We start from the raw sequence: 17,176 nt of genomic DNA on the forward strand, positions 1-17,176 counted from the left end.
CCATGAGCCGCCTGCTGATCCGCAACGCCCGCCTGGTCAACGAGGGCCAGGTATTCGACGCCGACGTACTGATCGCCGATGGTCGTATCGAGAAGATTGCCGCCAGCATTCAAGGCGATAACGAACCGGTGGAAATCGATGCCAACGGCCAGTGGCTGCTGCCAGGAATGATCGACGACCAGGTGCACTTTCGCGAACCCGGTGCGCCGGAAAAAGGCAGCTTCTACAGCGAATCCCGCGCGGCGGTGGCCGGCGGTATCACCAGCTTCATGGACATGCCCAACACCCAACCGGCCACCCTGAACCTGGAAGCCCTTGCCGATAAAAAGCGTCGTGCCGCACTGCATTCAGTGGCCAACTACGGCTTTCATTTCGGCGTGAGCAACGACAACCTCGACATCGTCGCCACCCTAGACCCCCGTCAAGTGGCGGGGGTCAAGGTGTTCATGGGCGCCTCCACCGGCAACATGCTGGTGGACGACCCACGCATCCTGGAGCGCCTGTTTGCCGAGGTGCCAACCATTCTGCTCGCTCATTGCGAGCACACGCCCAGCATCCTGGCCAACGAGCAGCGCCTGCGCGAACGCTTCGGCGAGCATATTCCCGCCGTCGCCCACCCGCTGATCCGCGATGCCGAGGCCTGTTATCGCTCGTCATCGTTTGCCGTTGAATTGGCCAAACGCCATGGCACGCGTCTGCATGTGTTGCATCTGACCACCGCTCGCGAACTGGCGTTGTTCGAAGACAAGCCCCTGGCCGACAAGCACATCACCGCCGAAGTCTGCCTGCACCACCTGCTGTTCGATGATCGCGATTACCACCGCCTCGGCCACCAGATCAAATGCAACCCGGCGATCAAGACCCGCGCCGACCGCGACGCGCTGCGCCTGGCATTATTGAGTGATCGTCTGGATGTGATTGGCACCGACCATGCGCCGCATACCTGGGCGCAAAAACAGTTGGGCTATCGGCAAGCGCCCTCGGGCATGCCCCTGGTGCAGCATGCCCTGCCGGCGTTACTGGAGTTGGTGGCCGACGGGCATTTACCCCTGACCACTCTGGTAGCCAAGACCAGCCACCGCGTGGCCGACCTGTTTGCCATTGCTGATCGCGGCTACGTGCGCGAGGGCTACTGGGCCGACCTGGTACTGATCAAACCGGAACCTGCCGGCAAGCCGGTCAACAGCCAGCCTATTCTCGCCCGCTGCGGCTGGACACCCTTTGCAGAACGCAGCTTTCGCCACAGCGTGAGTACCACACTGGTCAGCGGCCACCTGGCCTGGCACAACGGCCAGGTGGTCAACAGTTGCCAGGGCTTGCCCCTGCAGTTCGGGCGTTAGGCGCGGGGTTTGACCGAACCGCAATCGTTGCCCAGCCACTGAGCGTGGCTGTCCAGGCTACCCTTCTGCTGGATCCCGGTGGCATTGAAGGTACCGTTGACGCTGGTGGTGAATTCTTTCTGGCTCTGAAACGTTGCCACCCCAGTGCCCTGGGCTTTCGGGCAACTGAAGCGGAACTTCCACTGGTTGCCGCTCTTGTCGGTGACTTCCTGTTTGCAGCCCGATTGAGGGTCGGTCAAGGGGATCGAATCGGAGGCCACCTGAGCCGGGGTCAGGCACACCTGTACGCCTTTACCGGCCATGTTGATGCCTTGCTTTTCGAGCATGGCGCGCTGTTCAGGGGTCATCTGTTGCTTGAGTTGACCGAGGATCAGCGACAAGTCCGGCAGGTCCTGGTTATCGACTTTCATATTGCTGGTGGTCAATTCCCACAACCCCGGCGCCAGCATCTGCGCCTGCGCCGCCACAGGCAGCGACAAACCAACAACCATGGCCAAACCAAGCAGACGAGCATTCATCGGGTAACTCCTGGGTAATTGTGGGCGTTAGACGTCGCAAAGCAGCCAGTGTTGCATGGCAAATAAAATAGCGACATTCACAGCCGTTCATGGTCTGTTACGCACTGGACTGCCTGGAGTTACGTCGTTCATGGATTTCTTTGGCCCGCACCTGCTCGCCTACGTCATTGCCACGCTGCACTTTCTCGGAACGCTCGCCGCGATCCACGCAGTACTGACCGTGCGCACCGCACAAGGCTCGATTGCCTGGGCGTTGTCACTGATGTTCATGCCCTACCTGACGCTGATCCCCTACCTGATTTTCGGCCGCAGCACCTTCGACGCGTACATCCAGGCCCGTCGCCAGGCCAACCAGGAAATGCACACGGCCATCACCGAACTGAACTGGCGCCCGTGGGTGGAGGAAGCGCTTGCGGCGCGCAACTCCAGCGCCTACGCCTCCTTGCGCGCCATGCCCAAGCTGGGCCGCATGCCCTGCCTGGCCAACAACGAAGTGCGCCTGTTGATCAATGGCGATGCCACGTTCGGCGCGATCTTCGAGGCTATCCGTAACGCAAAGACCGCCGTGCTGTTCCAGTTTTTCATCATTCACGATGACGAACTGGGCCGTCAATTGCAGGCCCTGTTGAGGGAAAAAGCCGCTCAGGGCGTGGCCATTTATGTGCTGTACGACCGCATCGGCAGTCACGCCCTGCCCCATCGTTATGTGCAAGCGCTGCGTGACGCTGGCGTGCAGGTCAAGGCATTCGCCACCCGCAGTGGCTGGCTCAATCGCTTCCAGGTCAACTTCCGTAACCATCGCAAGATCGTCGTGGTGGACGGCATCACCGGTTTTGTCGGCGGGCATAACGTAGGCGATGAATACCTGGGTAAAAAACCGCCGCTGGCGCCATGGCGCGATACCCATGTGCAGGTCGCAGGCCCAGTGGTGGCATGCCTGCAGGAGTCGTTTGCCGAGGACTGGTTCTGGGCCGCACGGGAACTGCCGCCGCTGATCCTGCCGGACGCCTACCCGGAAGACGGCGTGCTCTGCCAGTTGCTTGCCAGTGGGCCAGCTGATCCTTATGAAACCTGCTCGCTGTTTTTCGTCGAGGCCATCCATGCCGCGACCGAGCGGGTGTGGATCACCAGCCCCTATTTCATCCCCGACGAGGCGGTGTTTGCCGCCCTGCGCCTGGCGGTATTGCGCGGAGTCGATGTGCGCCTGCTGCTGCCGTCACGGCCCGACCACCGCATCGTGTATGCCGCATCCAGCCTGTACGCCAACGAAGCGGTGCGAGCGGGCGTGCGGGTGTTTCGCTACACGCCGGGCTTTTTGCATCAAAAGGTGGTGTTGGTGGACAGCGAAATCAGCGCAATTGGCAGTGCCAACATGGACAACCGTTCGTTCCGGCTGAATTTTGAAGTGATGCTGCTGACGGTGGATGAAGCCTTCGCCAGCCAGGTTGAGCAGATGCTGCTGGACGACTTTGCCCTGGCCCATGAAGTCAGCCAGGAAGAAAGCCGCGAGACCCGTCGCCTGCAACAACTGGGGATGCGCATTGCGCGCCTGATCTCACCCATCCTCTAACCACCAACACAAAATCAATGTGGGAGCTGGCTTGCCTGCGATAGCGGTGTTGTTTCAGTCGACTCATCCGGTCCGGATACAACGCTATCGCAGGCAAGCCAGCTCCCACAGTTTTGAGCTTCAGTGCCTGGTGGTCAGCGGTAGAGGTCTTCCCGCGTCCACGGCAGTTCATGCCCGCCATCGGCATGGGGTTTCACTGCCAGTATCTGGTGCAGGTTGATCCAGCCACGGGCAAATGCATAAGCGCAACCGGCCAAGTACAGCCGCCAGATGCGTAGCGCCTGTTCCGGTACCATCTTCGCCGCTGCTTCCAGGTTGTCTTCCAGGCGTTCGCTCCAATGATCCAATGTGCGGGCGTAATGCATACGCAGGCTTTCGACATCGACCACTTCCAGCCCTGCTTCGCTAATCTCGGCGGTCATCATGGCCAGGTGCGGCAGTTCACCATTAGGGAACACGTAGCGCTCGATAAACTCACCGGCTCCACGGCCTACGGGGCGGCCGTCGGTGTGCTTGGCGGTGATGCCATGGTTCATCACCAGGCCGCCTTCACGCACCGCGCCGAACAGGGTCCGGCAGTATTGCGCCAGGTTGGCGTGGCCGACGTGTTCGAACATGCCCACGCTTACGACTTTGTCGAAACGGCCGTCCTGGGGCAGGTCGCGGTAGTCGAGTAATTGCAGGTCGACCTGGTCTTCCAGGCCTTCGGCTTTCACCCGCTCCTTGGCCAGCGCCAGTTGTTCCTTGCTCAAGGTGATACCGAACACCTTGACCCCGAACTCCCGCGCGGCATAGCGCGCCAGCCCGCCCCAGCCGCAGCCCACATCGAGCAGATACTCACCCGGCTGCAGCCGTAACTTGCGGCACAGGTGGCGAAATTTGTCTTGTTGGGCCTGATCGATCGACTCGCTGCCGGTTTCGAAATAACCGCAGGAGTAGGCCATGTCCTGGTCCAGCCATAGCTGGTAGAACTCATTGGACAGGTCGTAATGGTAGGAAATGGCCGCGGCGTCAGTGGCCTTATCGTGAATCGAGCGCACCGGACGACTCTCCTCGTCGTCATCGACCAAAGCGTGACTCAACTCGTCACATACCCTGATCACTTCGGTGATGGAGCCTTCCAGCTCCAGCTTACCCTCGACGAAGGCTTCGCCCAGTGAGTCGAGCGTTGGATGGGTCAGCCTGGATACAACCGTGGGGTCCTTGACCACGATGGTGACGCTGGGCTCAGGGCCCAAGTTGAATTCATGGCCGTCCCAGAGTCGAAGACGCAGCGGTAGCTGAAGATTCTGTAAGGCCGGTGGAAGTTGCGCGAGCATGAGTAGTCCCCCCTTGTTTCAGACGTCTGCTGTGAGGGTAGACCATGCCAAACAAAGTAGGAAGCTATCGAATGAATAGCTCCCCTTCTATGGCGCTCGGCGCTCGAGCAAACCTTCCTGGACCCACTGTTTCAGCCAAGTGGCCGCTTGCAGCGACGCCCCCTCTGAATAAGTGACCGCCAGCTCAATACACAGTTCTGAAAAATTCCAGCCCATGGTCACCATGCCCGACAGCGCACAGGCTTCAGCGGCTTCCAGGCTGCGGTAGTGGCAGCGGTTTTGGTTGCGCCACACTAGGCAGATTTGCGCCGGTTCCAGCGCCTGGCTGCCGGGGAAATCCGACTCATCCTTGCTGGCTCGCCAGATCGCCACCGTGTTGAAACGGCAAAGCAACTGCTGTACCGAAGGCGCCAGCGCAACCTGCAAGGTGGGCCAGTCTTCAGGCGCCAGGTGCGCCATGTCATTCAAGGTCAGCGGCCCCCCTTCGGCGGCGTCAAACGCCAAGGTGAACGCCCACTCCAGGCGTGCCAACTCAGCCAAAGGCGCACTTTGCGCAGCCATGAAATGCTCAACGATAAACATCGCAAAGCGCTCGCCCAACCAGCGCACGCTGTAATGGGCCGAGGGATAACGGCGGATGTAGGCCTCGGTCAGTGAGCAAAACTGCTCATCTCCCAGCCAATACCAGATGGCACCGAAATCATGGCGCAGTACCTCTTGCAGACGCGACAGGTAAGCGTTGTGGTAAATCGCCAGGCCGGTGTCCACATCCAATGTCGGCCCTCCCAGCAAGGTGGCGGCAAAGCCACTGTTGGCCGGGGGCGCTTCGGATAATAGATGCTGTTCAAACGCCAACTGCCAGTCGATCAGGCGCATAACGCTCTCCGGGCCAAGGCGCTGGCACCCAACTCACGGGCTTTGTTCAACTCGGTGAGTAATTCTTCGAAGGGTGGAAAATGGTCATCGCGTTCCAGTAACGTCGACACGGGGCCCAGATGTTCGAGAGTCTGCTGATACAGCGCCCACACCGGGTCGCACACTGGATGGTCGTGGGTATCGACCACATAGTCGCCATAGTCCATATGCCCTGCCAAATGCAGCTGGCGAATGCTTTCGGGTGGCAGGTTGCGAATGAAGGTCCAGGCATCAAAACCATGGTTACGTGCGCTGACGTAGACGTTGTTGACGTCCAGCAGCAATTGGCAGCCGCTCAGGTGGGCCAAGGCGTTGAGGAACTCCCACTCGGTGAATTCATCCGCCTTGGAACGGACGTAGCTTGAGACATTTTCCAGCACCAGCGGCCGTTGCAAGACGTCCTGCACCTGACGCACGCGGCCGGCCACGTGGTAGAGGCTTTCTTCGGTGTAAGGCAGGGGCAGCAAGTCATGTAACTGGTGCGCGCTGCCACGGCTCCAGCACAGGTGATCGGAAATCCACGCCGGCTGAATGCGCTCTGCGAGCTGTTTGATGTGATTCAGGTAATCCATATCGAGGGCATGTGGCCCGCCGATGGACAACGACACACCGTGCATCACCAAGGGGTAACGTTCGGCTATCGCGTCCAGGTAGTACAAGGCCTTGCCGCCCTGCACCAGATAATTCTCGGAGATCACTTCGAACCAATCCACGGCCGGCGACTGTTCAAGGATCTGGTGGTAGTACTCACTGCGTAAACCCAGGCCGTAACCCAGACTTGGAAGGGACGCGGACATGACTCACTCCAGGGCAAAGTGTCCGCAGCGGTAGCAGGCAGCCGCCGCGGTTGCACTTGTTTGCCGGTTACTCGCCGACTGTACCGCCAGCGGCGTCGCAGGCCGATTTGGTCATGGCCTTGAAGCCCATCCCTTTACACTCGCCCTGGCCCTTGCACGCGTGGTCCTTGGTTTTGCAGTCGTTCATGCCTTTGCAGGAGGTCACGCCGTAGCAGTGAACGGTGGCGTCTGCCGCTTGTACCTGGGTGGCCACACCCGCGAACAGAGAAGCAGCGGCCATTGCGAGGGCGGCACCAGCAGCAGCGGATTTAATGCTCATTGTTGTATTCCTCATGATCAGTAGTGGAGCCGGTCCGAACGGATTGTTCAGTCTCGACACAGCACTAGAGTGAGGCCTCCTGTCGGCGTTACAGCCGTGAGCAAATATTTCTGAAATTATTCGTCGAGTTTCAACAGCGGCTCCTGGAAGCGCAGTAAACGCCCGGCGTTCCCCAATACCAGCAAGGTGCTGAGGTTATGCAGCACCGCCGCGATCATCGCGCCCGCCGCCCCCAGCCAGCCAAATGCGGCGAACACCACAATGGCCAGTGTCCAGCCCAAGCCAATGATCACGTTGACCTGCAACGTCTGCCGGCACTGGCGACTCAAGCGCACACAGGTGCCCAGGCGGCGCAAGTCGCTGCCGATCAACACCACGTCCGCCGAGGCCAGGGCGATGTCCGCACCGCCCGCGCCCATGGCCACACCGACCACGCCGGCCTTGAGCGCCAGGGAGTCGTTGATGCCGTCGCCCACCACCATTGGCCTGAAGCCACTGCTGATTTCGCCCAACACGCGGTTGAGCTTGTCTTCCGGCAGCGCTTGGGCTTCGACATCACTGATGCCCACGTCCAGCGCCAGACTGTCGGCCACGCTTTTGCGGTCGCCGGTCAGCAGCAGTTGGCGGCCCAGGCCCAAGTCACGCAGCTCTTGCAGGGCCTGGCGCGCTTCGGGTTTGACGCTGTCGGCCAACAGCAGCCAGGCGAGGAACTCGCCGTTCAACGCCAGCCCGGCAATCGGGCCATCATGGGTGGGCACGACGGTGGTGACGATGCCCAACTGTTCAAACAACTCCGGCCGTCCCAGCGCCGCTTCGCCCTGCTCGGTCTGGGCGACCACGCCCAGGCCCTGACGCTCGCGAATGTCGCTAAGCACCCGCATCTGCTCCTGGGTCGCCAACCCCGCCAACGCTCGGCTGACCGGATGACTGCTTGCCGAACCGAGGCTGGCCGCCAGGTTCAGCAGCTTTTGGCGATCCGGCGCGCTTGTCTCGATGGACTGCAAGCGCAGGGTGCCAAAGGTCAGGGTTCCGGTCTTGTCGACCACCAGCGATGTCAGGTCGGCCAGTTCTTCGAGGAACGCCGAGCTGCGAATCAGGATGCCATGGCGCGCCGCCACGGCAATCCCGGCAATCGCCGTGGCCGGTGCCGACAACACCAAAGCACAGGGACACGCTGCCACGAGCACCGCGAGCATCGCCTGGGCGTCATTGGTGACAAACCAGGTGACGGCTGCCAGCAGCAACACCAGCACCATGTAGCTGCCGGCGTAACGCTCCAGCAGCCGGGTGATCGGCGGCTTGGACCGCTCGGCGTTCTGCATCAGCGCAATGACTTTGCCCAACGTCGATTCGTTACCGGTACGCGTGACCTCAAGGCGCAGCAGACCATCGAGGTTGATCGCCCCACCAAACACCTGCACGCCCACGCTGGCTTCCAACGGCACTGACTCGCCGGTGATCGGCGCCGTGTCCAGGCTCGCCTGGCCGGACAACACCACGCCATCGGCCGGCACGCGGTCGCCGGCTCGCACTTCGACGATATCGCCGGTGTTCAAGGTGCCGTTATCCACTTCGGTGATGGTCCCGTCCGCCTGCACCAGGCGTGCGTGGCTGCGGGTGAGTTTGCCCAGGGCATGGATCGCTTCCTGGGAGCCAATCACGCTGCGCTCTTCCAGCACATGGCCAAAGATCATGATGATCGGCAACAACGCGGCGGTGAGCAGATCGCCCGTGGCCCAGGCGCCGAGCATGGCCAGGGCGATCAATTGGTCGGTGATGCCGTGCAGGCTCGGAAAGCGCAGGCTGAACCAGGCTGAACGCATCACCGGCACCGCCACCAACAGCGAAGCCACCCCCAGCAGCAGCTGGCTGACGCCGCTCTGGTCGGGCGCGAGCCAGCGCCACACCAGGCCTAGCACGAGCAAGCCCAGGGCGAGCATCGCCAAGGTCAATTGCCGGGCAGCGCTGCGCTGTTCGGCAGAGGTCAGCATGGGTGCGCTCATTGTTCGGCTCCCTGGATGATCAAGCGGGAGTCGTCTTTGGGATCGACGGTGGTCACTGAACCGGCCTGGCCGAGAATCTTCGGCAAGCGTTCACGGTACAGGCGCAACAGCAAACCGGGATCTTTGACCTGGGCCAGGCTGGCAACGGTAGCGGTCTGCGCCTGGGCATTGGCCAAGCGTTCACTGGCCTGGGCATGGGCGACTTGCACTTGGCGGTCAGCCTCCTGGTTGGCGGTCTGGGTGAGTTTTTCCGCTTCAGTGCGGGCGTTGGCCACGGCTTTATCAGCCTGCTGGCTAGCGGTCAGTACCGCGTTGAATGCATTCACCGCGGGCCCAGGCAGGCTCGATTGCACATCGACGCGGGTGGCTTCGATACCCAGCCCCAAGCCGCTGGCCGCCAACTCCGCCAGGCGTTTATTAATGCCTTGCACCAGGTCGCCGCGCAGCCGCTCACGGCGTTCGGCGGCGCCATTGTCGCTGCCGATCAGTTCCGGGCGGGCTACCAGGATGGTGTCCAGATCCCGCGCTGCGGTGAGGGCCACGGCGCTGCGCGTCACCAGTCTGTCCAGGGCAGGCAGCACGTGGTCGCCCTGCAACACAAAGGCGTAGGGCTCGGTCACCTTGTAGAACACCCGCACGTCCAGTTGAACCACCCCGGCATCACCGGTCAGCAGGTAGCCGGAACCGGCCAGGGCATCGCTTAACGGCGTGGCGAAACTGGCCACGCGATCCGCCTGCAACGCCGCGTCGGAACGCAGCAGGTTTTCCACCCGGCGTTCGATCACCCGGTCGGCCGCTGGCAGCAGGATGGCTTGCTCAAAAGGTTGCGGCCAGGCCAGCAACAACCCGGCGTTCTGAATGCGATCAAGGGCGCCGAAGTGCAAGACCACGGCGCGATTCTGCGGGTCGATCTGGCGCACATTGGAAAAGGCCCAGGCCAACGCCGCCAATACGGTGACCGCGTACAGTGCCAGGAACGTCAGGCGCCCGGCCTGGATCCACGGGCTGTCCGGGCTTTCAGGCTCGCTCATGGCTGCAGGTCCTTCGGCCCATCCACCAGGGCGCGGAACGGCGCAGCGTCGGTGCGCAGGATGATCTTGGTCCCCGGCGTGACCACCGTGCCCAAGGTATCCAGCGAACGCAGCAGGTTGTACAGCTGCGGATTGCCAGCGTAGGCGCGGCCATAAATCTGCGCGGCTTCAACCCGCGACTGCGCTTCGATATCGGCGGCTTTCACGGTGGCATCGGCCTGCATGATGCGCGCATCTCGCTCGGCAGCGGAGCGGATCTGCGCCGCTTCGCGCTTACCCACGGCGGTGCGTTCGGTGGCGATGGTTTCACGCTCGGCGCGCATGCGGTCAACCGTGGCGGTGAGGGTCACCGATGGCAACGTCAAACGCTCGATACCGACCTGCGCCACGCGCACACCATAGGTGGTGAGCAATTGTTGATCAATCTGCTGGCGCAACTGCGCTTCAAAATCGGCGATGCGCACTTGGCTGGCGTCGGTGTTGATCAAGCTGGACAGGTCAAAACTGGCCGCCGTGGTTTCTAGCGCCGAGCCGACAAAGGTACGAATCTGCCGCGCCGCCTCATCCGGCTGGTTCTGCACCGCACGCATAAAGCGCTGCACGTTGTCGGCATCGCCCTGCACCTGCCACGCCACATAGGCCTGCACAATAATCCGCAAGCCATCGCGGGTGCCCACATCCTGCAGGCCGCTGGAGGTGGTGCGCAGACGCAGATCCACCGGGATCGCCGCTTCGAACGGTGCCGGCCAGCGCCAGCCCAGGCCCGGCTCCAGCAGCACGCGCGCAGGGTTGCCGAAGCGGGTAATCACCGTGGCCTCACCGGAACGCACTTGCACCAGGCTTGCCGCTGCCACGGCAAACAGCACCAGCAACACCGCCCACGCCATGCGCCGCCAGGGAAAAGGCCCGGCCGCCTGCTCATCGCCGTGATGGTGATGGTGGTGGCCGTGATGGTGGTGATGGCCGTGATCATGATCGTGGGAATGAGCGCTCAACAGACAGACTCCTTATTGAACGGCTTTGCGCGGCGCCGACGGGTCGGCGGGCAAGGTAAAAGAACGCAGATCGATCGTCGGCGCGCTGTCGGCACCCAAACGATGATCCAGAATAAGCAGCTTGGCCTGGGCCAGTCCCTGGCTCAGTTGGCCCAGGTACTGTTCCAGCACGAAGGCTTGGCCCGCAGCGGCGTAGGCTTTTTGTTCGGCGGCAAAGCGCAGGTTCGCGGCTTGGGCGCCGGCATTCACTTCGCGGGCACTGGCCTGGGCCTGATCGCGGGCGGTACTGGCTTGAAGCAGCGCCTGGTTGGTCTGTTCGCTGGCTGCACCGCGTTCACGGGCGATCAGCGCCTGGGCGCCGATCTGCGCGGCCTGCACACCGTGATAAGCATTGGCGGCACCGGCCGGCGGGTGGATCGCCTCGACCACCGTGGCGAGGATTTCCACTCCGCTGTCGAGGGTTTGCAGGTCGGCTTGCACGCTGCGACCAATCTCGTCCGCGAGGCTGGTGCGCTCTTCCCCGAGCAATTCATCCAGGGTGCGCGAGGCAAAATCGTGCACCAGGATGCGGCTGGCGGTGCTGCGGATCAGGGTCGGGATATCCGCGCTGTTGTAGGTGGCGGCAAGCGCGGCCTGATCGGTGAGGCCGATGCGGTAGACAAAGCGCACGTCCATGTTGACGATCTGGAAGCCCTGCTTGTCGCCGCTGCTGCTGGCAATAACCTGGGATTTGTCATTCACATGGCTGGCGTCCCACAGGCGGTTGGCGATCAACGGCGCCGGGCCTTCGGCGGCGGCCAGCTGCGGTGTGGCGGCGTCACTGACGCTGGTCGCCAGCTCATGCACCACGCCGTTTTCCACGTTCAGCACGCGGCCCAACGGCCACGGCAAACCGGCATGCAGGCCGGGGCCGAACACCTCGACCGGTTTACCAAAACGCTCGTAAATCCCACGGCCTTGCAGGGGCACTTCATGCAGACCGGTCAGCGCCCAACCTACCGCCAGCACCACCAGCAACACCGGGAAAAACGCCCGGCGCATGTAGGTAAAGGCCCAGATCTGGCGCAAGTCGATGCCAAAGCGGTTGTGCAACTCATGCTGCAACGCCAGCAAGGGCTGAGGCGGCCAACGCAGCAGGCCGGCGATGAAACTCTGCGCCATCAAGCGCGGCTCAAGGCGCGGCTGACGCGGGCTGAACAGCGACAGCACGCCCCTGAGCAGGAACTCCAACGCTACCAACGCTGGCAACAGCCCGATGAGAGTGGCCAGGCGCAACGGCCAGACCGACTCTGCACTGGCAAACAGCAGGCAGATCGCGCTGAGCACCAGGCAGATAATTGCCATCCGGCTCAACTGCGCCAACTGTGAGGCTTCCGGCCATTGGGCAGCGGTTTCCTGGGCCAGGCGGCGTTCGAATACCAGCAGGCCAAACGCCAGGGCCAATGCGAGCGCTGCGCCAATACTTGCCGACTGCCCGATGGCGGCAGCGGGCAAGCCCAGGTTCCAGAACTGCAGGATGCTGACCAGCGCCAACAGCGACCAGCCGCCCAACCACAGCACCGGCGCGCCAATCTGCGCCAACAAGCCGTTGCCGAACCGGTTGATCAGGCCCTTATGCCAGGGTGTGGTCTCGATGGATTGTTCGACCGCTTCACCGCTCGGCGCTTCCAGCACCTGGGCACGCCAATCGGCCACCCACCAGGCCGACTGCAAACCGGCCACCAGCAGCAGCAAGGCCGACGCGCAGTTGATCAATACCACCGGCCAGATCGACAGCGGGGCAAACAACGCTACGAACAGCGCCAATATCCAACCACTGAGGGCCAGGGTTGTCAGGCCGATACCGGCTTGGCGCAATCGACGGGCGTGGAACAGCCCCTGCTGAAAACGCGCGAGGCCTTCAACCGAAGCCCCGTCAGCCTCTAGATCCACTTGCATCTGCTCAACGCCCACTTGTACACAATTCGTTACGATATAACACGAAGCGTGAAATTTTTGTTCGCTTTTGAATTCACCCTGAATCCCTTGTGGGAGGGGGCTTGCCCCCGATAGCAGTGTGTCAACCGACTGATTAGTTACTGGTACACCGCAATCGGGGGCAAGCCCCCTCCCACATTTGTTCTGATGGTGTTCTTCTGATTGTGACTAACCCCCTATAAACACGAGCCATCACTGGTGTCGGCTGCGATTAGTCGGCACACTCCAAAACAGTTTTTCGCGGGTTCACGGACAAGGAAGCGCCACCCCCATGATTTCCATCTACCAACTCAAACCGCGTTTTCAAAACCTGCTGCGGCCTCTCGTGCAGCGCCTTTATGACAACGGCACCACCGCCAACCAGATCACCGTGCTGGCCGGGGTTGTTTCCCTGCTGGTGGGGCTGTTGATCGCGGGCTTTGCCCAACACCTCTGGCTGTTTGCACTGATCCCGCTGTGGATGATTGTGCGCATGGCGCTCAATGCCATCGATGGCATGCTGGCCCGGGAATTCGGCCAACAGTCGCGCCTCGGTGCTTACCTCAATGAATTGTGCGACGTGATCGCCGATAGCGCGCTGATCCTGCCCTTTGCATTGATCCCCGATGTGAGCCTGGCGCCGGTGCTGCTGGTGACGCTGCTGGCGGTATTCAGCGAATACGCCGGGGTGCTGGGGCCGATGGTGGGCGCGTCGCGCCGTTATGACGGGCCCATGGGCAAGAGTGATCGGGCGTTCGTACTCGGGGTGCTGGCCACGGGCGTGGCGCTGGGCTGGCTCGGCGCCGGTTGGGTGGAGGCGGTGATGTGGCTGGTCGCCGCCCTGCTCGCCTATACCTTGGTCAACCGGGTGCGTCAGGGCCTCAAAGAACAACATTCTCTCCCTTCTGCATAAGGATTTTGCGATGCGCGAACAGCAAGAGCACACCTTCAGTACCCATGATGGCGTCGAGCTTTTCTACCGGCACTGGCCGGCCACGGCAGGCGCCGGGCCGCGCAAGGCGATCCTGTTGTTCCATCGCGGCCATGAGCATTCGGGGCGTATTGCCCACCTGGTGGATGAACTGGGCCTGCCTGAATTCGACTTCTTCGCCTGGGACGCCCGTGGCCACGGCCAATCCCCAGGCGAGCGCGGCGACAGCCCCAGCTTTGCCACCAGCGCCCGCGACGTGCAGACGTTCTGTGATCACATCAATGCCACCTACAGCATCGAAGAGGAAGACATCGCCGTCATCGCCCAAAGCGTCGGCGCGGTGATTGCGGCCACTTGGGTTCATGATTACGCGCCAAAAATCCGCGCCCTGGTGCTCGCCTCGCCAGCCTTCAAGGTCAAGCTGTATGTGCCCCTCGCCCGCCCGGGCCTGGCACTGATGCGCAAGTTTCGCGGCAACTTTTTCGTCAACAGCTACGTCAAGGCCAAGTTCCTCAGCCATGATCCGGAACGGGTGGCGTCCTACGACAGCGACCCCTTGATCACCAAGGCCATCTCGGTGAATGTGCTGCTGGGCCTGTACGAAGCCGCCGACCGGGTTGTAGCCGATGCCCAGGCGATCCAGGTGCCCACCCAACTGCTTATTTCGGGCTCCGACTTTGTGGTGCACCGTAAACCCCAGCAGCAGTTCTTCGACCGCCTCGGCAGCCTTAAAAAAGAGCTGCATATCCTCCCCGGCTTTTTTCACGACACCCTCGGCGAACGTGATCGCATCGTGGCTGTGACCAGCGCCAAGCGCTTTATCTTGCAGAACTTCGCCCACCCGCTGGACCGCGCTTCTTTACTGGATGCAGACAAACTTGGCGCCACGTGCGCCGAATCCGAATCCCTCGCCGCGCCGCTGCCACGCAACTCCCTGCGCGACCTGTACTGGCGCATGACCCGCGCCAGCATGGGCCTGGGCAAGAACCTTTCGGACGGCGTGAAGCTGGGCTTCGACACCGGCTTCGATTCCGGCAGCACCCTGGACTACGTGTATCGCAATAAGCCTGCCGGCAAGGGCGGGCTGGGGCGGATGATCGATACCAACTACCTCAATTCCATTGGCTGGCGCGGTATTCGCCAACGCAAGCTGAACGTCGAAGAGCTGCTGCGCCTGGCCATGGCCAAGCTGCGTGATGACCAACGCGAAGTGCGCATTGTCGACATCGCCGCCGGCCACGGCCGCTACATCCTGGAAGCCTTGCAAGGCGTATCACCGCTGCCGGAATCGATCCTGCTGCGCGACTACAGCGACATCAACGTGCGCGACGGTGGCGCGCTGATTCGCGAGAAGGGCCTGGGGGACATCGCCCAGTTCGTCAAAGGCGATGCGTTCGACCGCGCTGACCTGGCTGCCCTGGCCCCTAAGCCGACGCTGGCCGTGGTATCCGGCCTGTACGAATTGTTCGCCGATAACGCCATGGTCGGCGGCTCGCTGGCGGGCTTGGCCGAAGCCGTGGAGCCAGGTGGTTACCTGGTCTACACCGGGCAGCCGTGGCACCCGCAGTTGGAGCTGATTGCCCGTGCGCTCACCAGCCACCGTCAGGGCCAGGCCTGGGTGATGCGCCGGCGCAGCCAGGCGGAAATGGACCAACTCGTCGAAGCGGCGGGCTTTCGCAAGATCACCCAGCGCGTGGATGAGTGGGGCATTTTCACCGTGTCCCTGGCACAGAAGATCTGAACATGCGCGAGCCCGGTTTATTGAAACCTGCGGTGCTCTGGCTGCTGCTGTTGGCGCCGCTGTTTTTCAGCACCTATGGCTTTGCCACCTGGGTCACCAGCCAGCGCAGCGACGTCGGCACCCTGGTGTTCGGCTGGGAAACACACATGCCGTTCTGGGCCTGGACCATCGTGCCCTACTGGTCCATCGACCTGCTCTACGGCTTCTCCCTGCTGCTGCCCAATACACGGCATGAGTTGAAACAACATGCACTGCGCCTGCTGAGTGCGCAGGTGATTGCCGTGAGTTGCTTCCTGATCTGGCCATTGCGCTTCACCTTCGAGCGACCGGAACTGGACGGTGTGTTCGGCTGGCTGTTCGCCGTGCTGGCCGGTTTCGACAAACCGTTCAACCAGGCGCCTTCACTGCATATCGCGCTGCTGGTGATCCTGTGGGTCATGTATCAGCGGCACACCCAGGGGATTTGGCGCTGGGTGGTGCATGGCTGGTTTGCGCTGATCGGCATCTCGGTGCTGACTACTTATCAACATCACTTTATCGACTTACCCACAGGCGCCCTCGCGGGGTGGTTGTGCGTGTGGTTATGGCCGGTGGAACACCCGAGCCCATTGTTGAGTGCCCGGTTAACGCGCGATACCCAACGCTGGCGCCTGGCTGTTCGCTATGGGCTGGGTGCGATAGTACTGCTGACGCTGGGTTTGTTACTTCGCGGCGGCTGGCTGTGGTTGCTGTGGCCAGCGGTTTCCCTCGGCTTGATCAGCGCCAACTACCTGGTGATCGGCGCGCCGGGCTTTCAAAAACGTACAAATGGCCGCCTGACGCCTGCCGCTCGCTGGCTGTATGCGCCTTACTTGGCAGGGGCGTGGACCAATTCGCGGCTGTGGACACGCAAACATCCACAGCCGGATCTGATTGTGGATAACGTCTGGCTGGGGCGTGTTCCTACAACCTCTGAGCAAGGCCCGTTCAAAGCCATTGTCGATCTGTGTGCCGAACTGCCGATTAATCCACAGGGCCGTGCTTATGCCTGCGTGCCGGTACTGGACCTGATCACCCCGACAGCCGACGAATGCCTGAAGGCCGCGCACGCCATTGAACGTCTGCGAATGAGTGGCCCCTTGCTGGTGTGCTGCGCCCTCGGTTATTCCCGTAGCGCGACTGCCGTCGCCGCCTGGCTGCTGACCACCGGGCGCGCCGCAACGGTTGACCAAGCACTGGCTATTATTCGTACAGCACGGGCCACTGTGGTCCTGCACCCCGCACACCGTAAAGCGTTGGAGGGTTTGCATTATGCCCGCTGATATGGAACTCCAGGTAGTCGCCAGCCTGCTACGTCGTGGCCGTTCCCTGGATCAGTTATCCACAGGCCTGACGTTGCTCGGCGTACTGTTCGGCCTTGCCCAACTGTTGTTGGCCAGTATTTCGACGACCTGCCTGCTGCTGGCCCTGTGGATGATCGTGCTGGGCCTGCTGCAAAAATACTGGGCGCTACGGGTGGCCTTTGACGCCGATCTGTTCGCCTTGCTGGCCCGCGACGTTACCCGCACGCCAGACCTTGACCAAGCCTTGCAAACCCTTGGCCTGCAATTGCCCAAGCGAGCCGGTCGGCCATGGAGCGAACGCCGGCGCGGCGCTCTCAAACTGTTGCGTAAACAAGCCTGGCTACTGGGCGCGCAAGCGCTGCTGACCCTGGGCGTCATCCTTGCCAGCCCTTGGCTGCCTTTTGCCGGATAAGGAATCC

Annotated in this window: 15 protein-coding genes; 6 read left to right on the forward strand and 9 right to left on the reverse strand. The window is 62.1% G+C overall.

Annotation, left to right across the window (positions count from 1 at the left end):
• The first annotated feature begins 2 nt into the window (after window positions 1–2).
• Entirely contained in the window at window positions 3–1,340 is a 1,338-nt protein-coding gene (locus AB9N64_RS17490; RefSeq protein ID WP_371359562.1) for a dihydroorotase, read from the forward strand.
• Here AB9N64_RS17490 and AB9N64_RS17495 read toward each other — a convergent pair.
• Window positions 1,337–1,858, reverse strand: coding sequence for a DUF3617 domain-containing protein (locus AB9N64_RS17495; RefSeq protein ID WP_014720569.1), 522 nt, complete (start codon window positions 1,856–1,858; stop codon window positions 1,337–1,339). The two genes, AB9N64_RS17490 and AB9N64_RS17495, sit on opposite strands and share 4 nt — an antisense overlap.
• Window positions 1,859–1,988: 130 nt before the next feature.
• Here AB9N64_RS17495 and cls point away from each other — a divergent pair, with 130 nt between their 5' ends.
• Window positions 1,989–3,428, forward strand: a complete 1,440-nt coding sequence (gene cls / locus AB9N64_RS17500) for a cardiolipin synthase (RefSeq protein ID WP_371359563.1) — start codon at window positions 1,989–1,991, stop codon at window positions 3,426–3,428.
• 134 nt (window positions 3,429–3,562) lie between these two features.
• Here cls and cfaB read toward each other — a convergent pair whose 3' ends face one another.
• The 8 genes from cfaB to hflK all read right to left on the reverse strand — a co-directional run bounded on the left by cfaB (window position 3,563) and on the right by hflK (window position 12,745).
• Window positions 3,563–4,747 (reverse strand): C17 cyclopropane fatty acid synthase CfaB, encoded by a 1,185-nt coding sequence (gene cfaB, locus AB9N64_RS17505; protein WP_014720571.1) that lies wholly within the window; start codon window positions 4,745–4,747, stop codon window positions 3,563–3,565.
• Window positions 4,748–4,834: 87 nt separating this feature from the next.
• Window positions 4,835–5,623, reverse strand: a complete 789-nt coding sequence (locus tag AB9N64_RS17510) for a putative DNA-binding domain-containing protein (RefSeq protein WP_371359564.1) — start codon at window positions 5,621–5,623, stop codon at window positions 4,835–4,837.
• Entirely contained in the window at window positions 5,614–6,459 is an 846-nt protein-coding gene (locus AB9N64_RS17515) for a DUF692 domain-containing protein (RefSeq protein WP_014720573.1), read from the reverse strand. Before AB9N64_RS17515 ends, AB9N64_RS17510 begins: the two co-directional genes overlap by 10 nt.
• Before the next feature lie 67 nt (window positions 6,460–6,526).
• A complete protein-coding gene (locus tag AB9N64_RS17520; RefSeq protein ID WP_020302041.1) occupies window positions 6,527–6,778 on the reverse strand; it encodes a hypothetical protein in 252 nt (83 codons plus the stop codon).
• A gap of 116 nt (window positions 6,779–6,894) precedes the next feature.
• Window positions 6,895–8,781: a cation-translocating P-type ATPase gene (locus tag AB9N64_RS17525; protein ID WP_371359565.1), complete on the reverse strand. Its 1,887-nt coding sequence runs from the start codon at window positions 8,779–8,781 to the stop codon at window positions 6,895–6,897.
• Window positions 8,778–9,812: an SPFH domain-containing protein gene (locus AB9N64_RS17530; RefSeq protein ID WP_371359566.1), complete on the reverse strand. Its 1,035-nt coding sequence runs from the start codon at window positions 9,810–9,812 to the stop codon at window positions 8,778–8,780. The genes AB9N64_RS17525 and AB9N64_RS17530 overlap by 4 nt, the downstream gene beginning before the upstream one ends.
• Window positions 9,809–10,810, reverse strand: coding sequence for a protease modulator HflC (gene hflC, locus AB9N64_RS17535; RefSeq protein WP_161903768.1), 1,002 nt, complete (start codon window positions 10,808–10,810; stop codon window positions 9,809–9,811). The genes AB9N64_RS17530 and hflC overlap by 4 nt, the downstream gene beginning before the upstream one ends.
• 9 nt (window positions 10,811–10,819) lie before the next feature.
• Window positions 10,820–12,745, reverse strand: a complete 1,926-nt coding sequence (gene hflK / locus AB9N64_RS17540; protein ID WP_289329183.1) for a protease modulator HflK — start codon at window positions 12,743–12,745, stop codon at window positions 10,820–10,822.
• Window positions 12,746–13,055: 310 nt separating this feature from the next.
• Here hflK and AB9N64_RS17545 point away from each other — a divergent pair, with 310 nt between their 5' ends.
• The 4 genes from AB9N64_RS17545 to AB9N64_RS17560 are packed head-to-tail and all read left to right on the forward strand — an operon-like array spanning window position 13,056 to window position 17,169.
• Window positions 13,056–13,676, forward strand: a complete 621-nt coding sequence (locus AB9N64_RS17545; RefSeq protein WP_197882552.1) for a CDP-alcohol phosphatidyltransferase family protein — start codon at window positions 13,056–13,058, stop codon at window positions 13,674–13,676.
• Between the two features lie 10 nt (window positions 13,677–13,686).
• Window positions 13,687–15,435, forward strand: a complete 1,749-nt coding sequence (locus AB9N64_RS17550) for a bifunctional alpha/beta hydrolase/class I SAM-dependent methyltransferase (protein WP_122300933.1) — start codon at window positions 13,687–13,689, stop codon at window positions 15,433–15,435.
• Between the two features lie 2 nt (window positions 15,436–15,437).
• Entirely contained in the window at window positions 15,438–16,736 is a 1,299-nt protein-coding gene (locus AB9N64_RS17555) for a phosphatase PAP2/dual specificity phosphatase family protein (RefSeq protein ID WP_032901857.1), read from the forward strand.
• Window positions 16,726–17,169, forward strand: coding sequence for a hypothetical protein (locus AB9N64_RS17560; protein ID WP_014720581.1), 444 nt, complete (start codon window positions 16,726–16,728; stop codon window positions 17,167–17,169). Before AB9N64_RS17555 ends, AB9N64_RS17560 begins: the two co-directional genes overlap by 11 nt.
• Window positions 17,170–17,176 lie beyond the last annotated feature (7 nt).

This window comes from Pseudomonas sp. KT_2_4, assembly GCF_041410225.1.
GTDB classification, from domain to species: Bacteria; Pseudomonadota; Gammaproteobacteria; order Pseudomonadales; family Pseudomonadaceae; genus Aquipseudomonas; species Aquipseudomonas paracarnis.

Bases quoted from the DNA above. Each gene is read 5' to 3' on its own strand.
- AB9N64_RS17490 (WP_371359562.1), top strand. From the start codon at position 3: ATGAGCCGCCTGCTGATCCGCAACGCCCGCCTGGTCAACGAGGGCCAG.
- AB9N64_RS17495 (WP_014720569.1), bottom strand. From the start codon at position 1,858: ATGAATGCTCGTCTGCTTGGTTTGGCCATGGTTGTTGGTTTGTCGCTG.
- cls (WP_371359563.1), top strand. From the start codon at position 1,989: ATGGATTTCTTTGGCCCGCACCTGCTCGCCTACGTCATTGCCACGCTG.
- cfaB (WP_014720571.1), bottom strand. From the start codon at position 4,747: ATGCTCGCGCAACTTCCACCGGCCTTACAGAATCTTCAGCTACCGCTG.
- AB9N64_RS17510 (WP_371359564.1), bottom strand. From the start codon at position 5,623: ATGCGCCTGATCGACTGGCAGTTGGCGTTTGAACAGCATCTATTATCC.
- AB9N64_RS17515 (WP_014720573.1), bottom strand. From the start codon at position 6,459: ATGTCCGCGTCCCTTCCAAGTCTGGGTTACGGCCTGGGTTTACGCAGT.
- AB9N64_RS17520 (WP_020302041.1), bottom strand. From the start codon at position 6,778: ATGAGCATTAAATCCGCTGCTGCTGGTGCCGCCCTCGCAATGGCCGCT.
- AB9N64_RS17525 (WP_371359565.1), bottom strand. From the start codon at position 8,781: ATGAGCGCACCCATGCTGACCTCTGCCGAACAGCGCAGCGCTGCCCGG.
- AB9N64_RS17530 (WP_371359566.1), bottom strand. From the start codon at position 9,812: ATGAGCGAGCCTGAAAGCCCGGACAGCCCGTGGATCCAGGCCGGGCGC.
- hflK (WP_289329183.1), bottom strand. From the start codon at position 12,745: ATGCAAGTGGATCTAGAGGCTGACGGGGCTTCGGTTGAAGGCCTCGCG.
- AB9N64_RS17545 (WP_197882552.1), top strand. From the start codon at position 13,056: ATGATTTCCATCTACCAACTCAAACCGCGTTTTCAAAACCTGCTGCGG.
- AB9N64_RS17550 (WP_122300933.1), top strand. From the start codon at position 13,687: ATGCGCGAACAGCAAGAGCACACCTTCAGTACCCATGATGGCGTCGAG.
- AB9N64_RS17555 (WP_032901857.1), top strand. From the start codon at position 15,438: ATGCGCGAGCCCGGTTTATTGAAACCTGCGGTGCTCTGGCTGCTGCTG.
- AB9N64_RS17560 (WP_014720581.1), top strand. From the start codon at position 16,726: ATGCCCGCTGATATGGAACTCCAGGTAGTCGCCAGCCTGCTACGTCGT.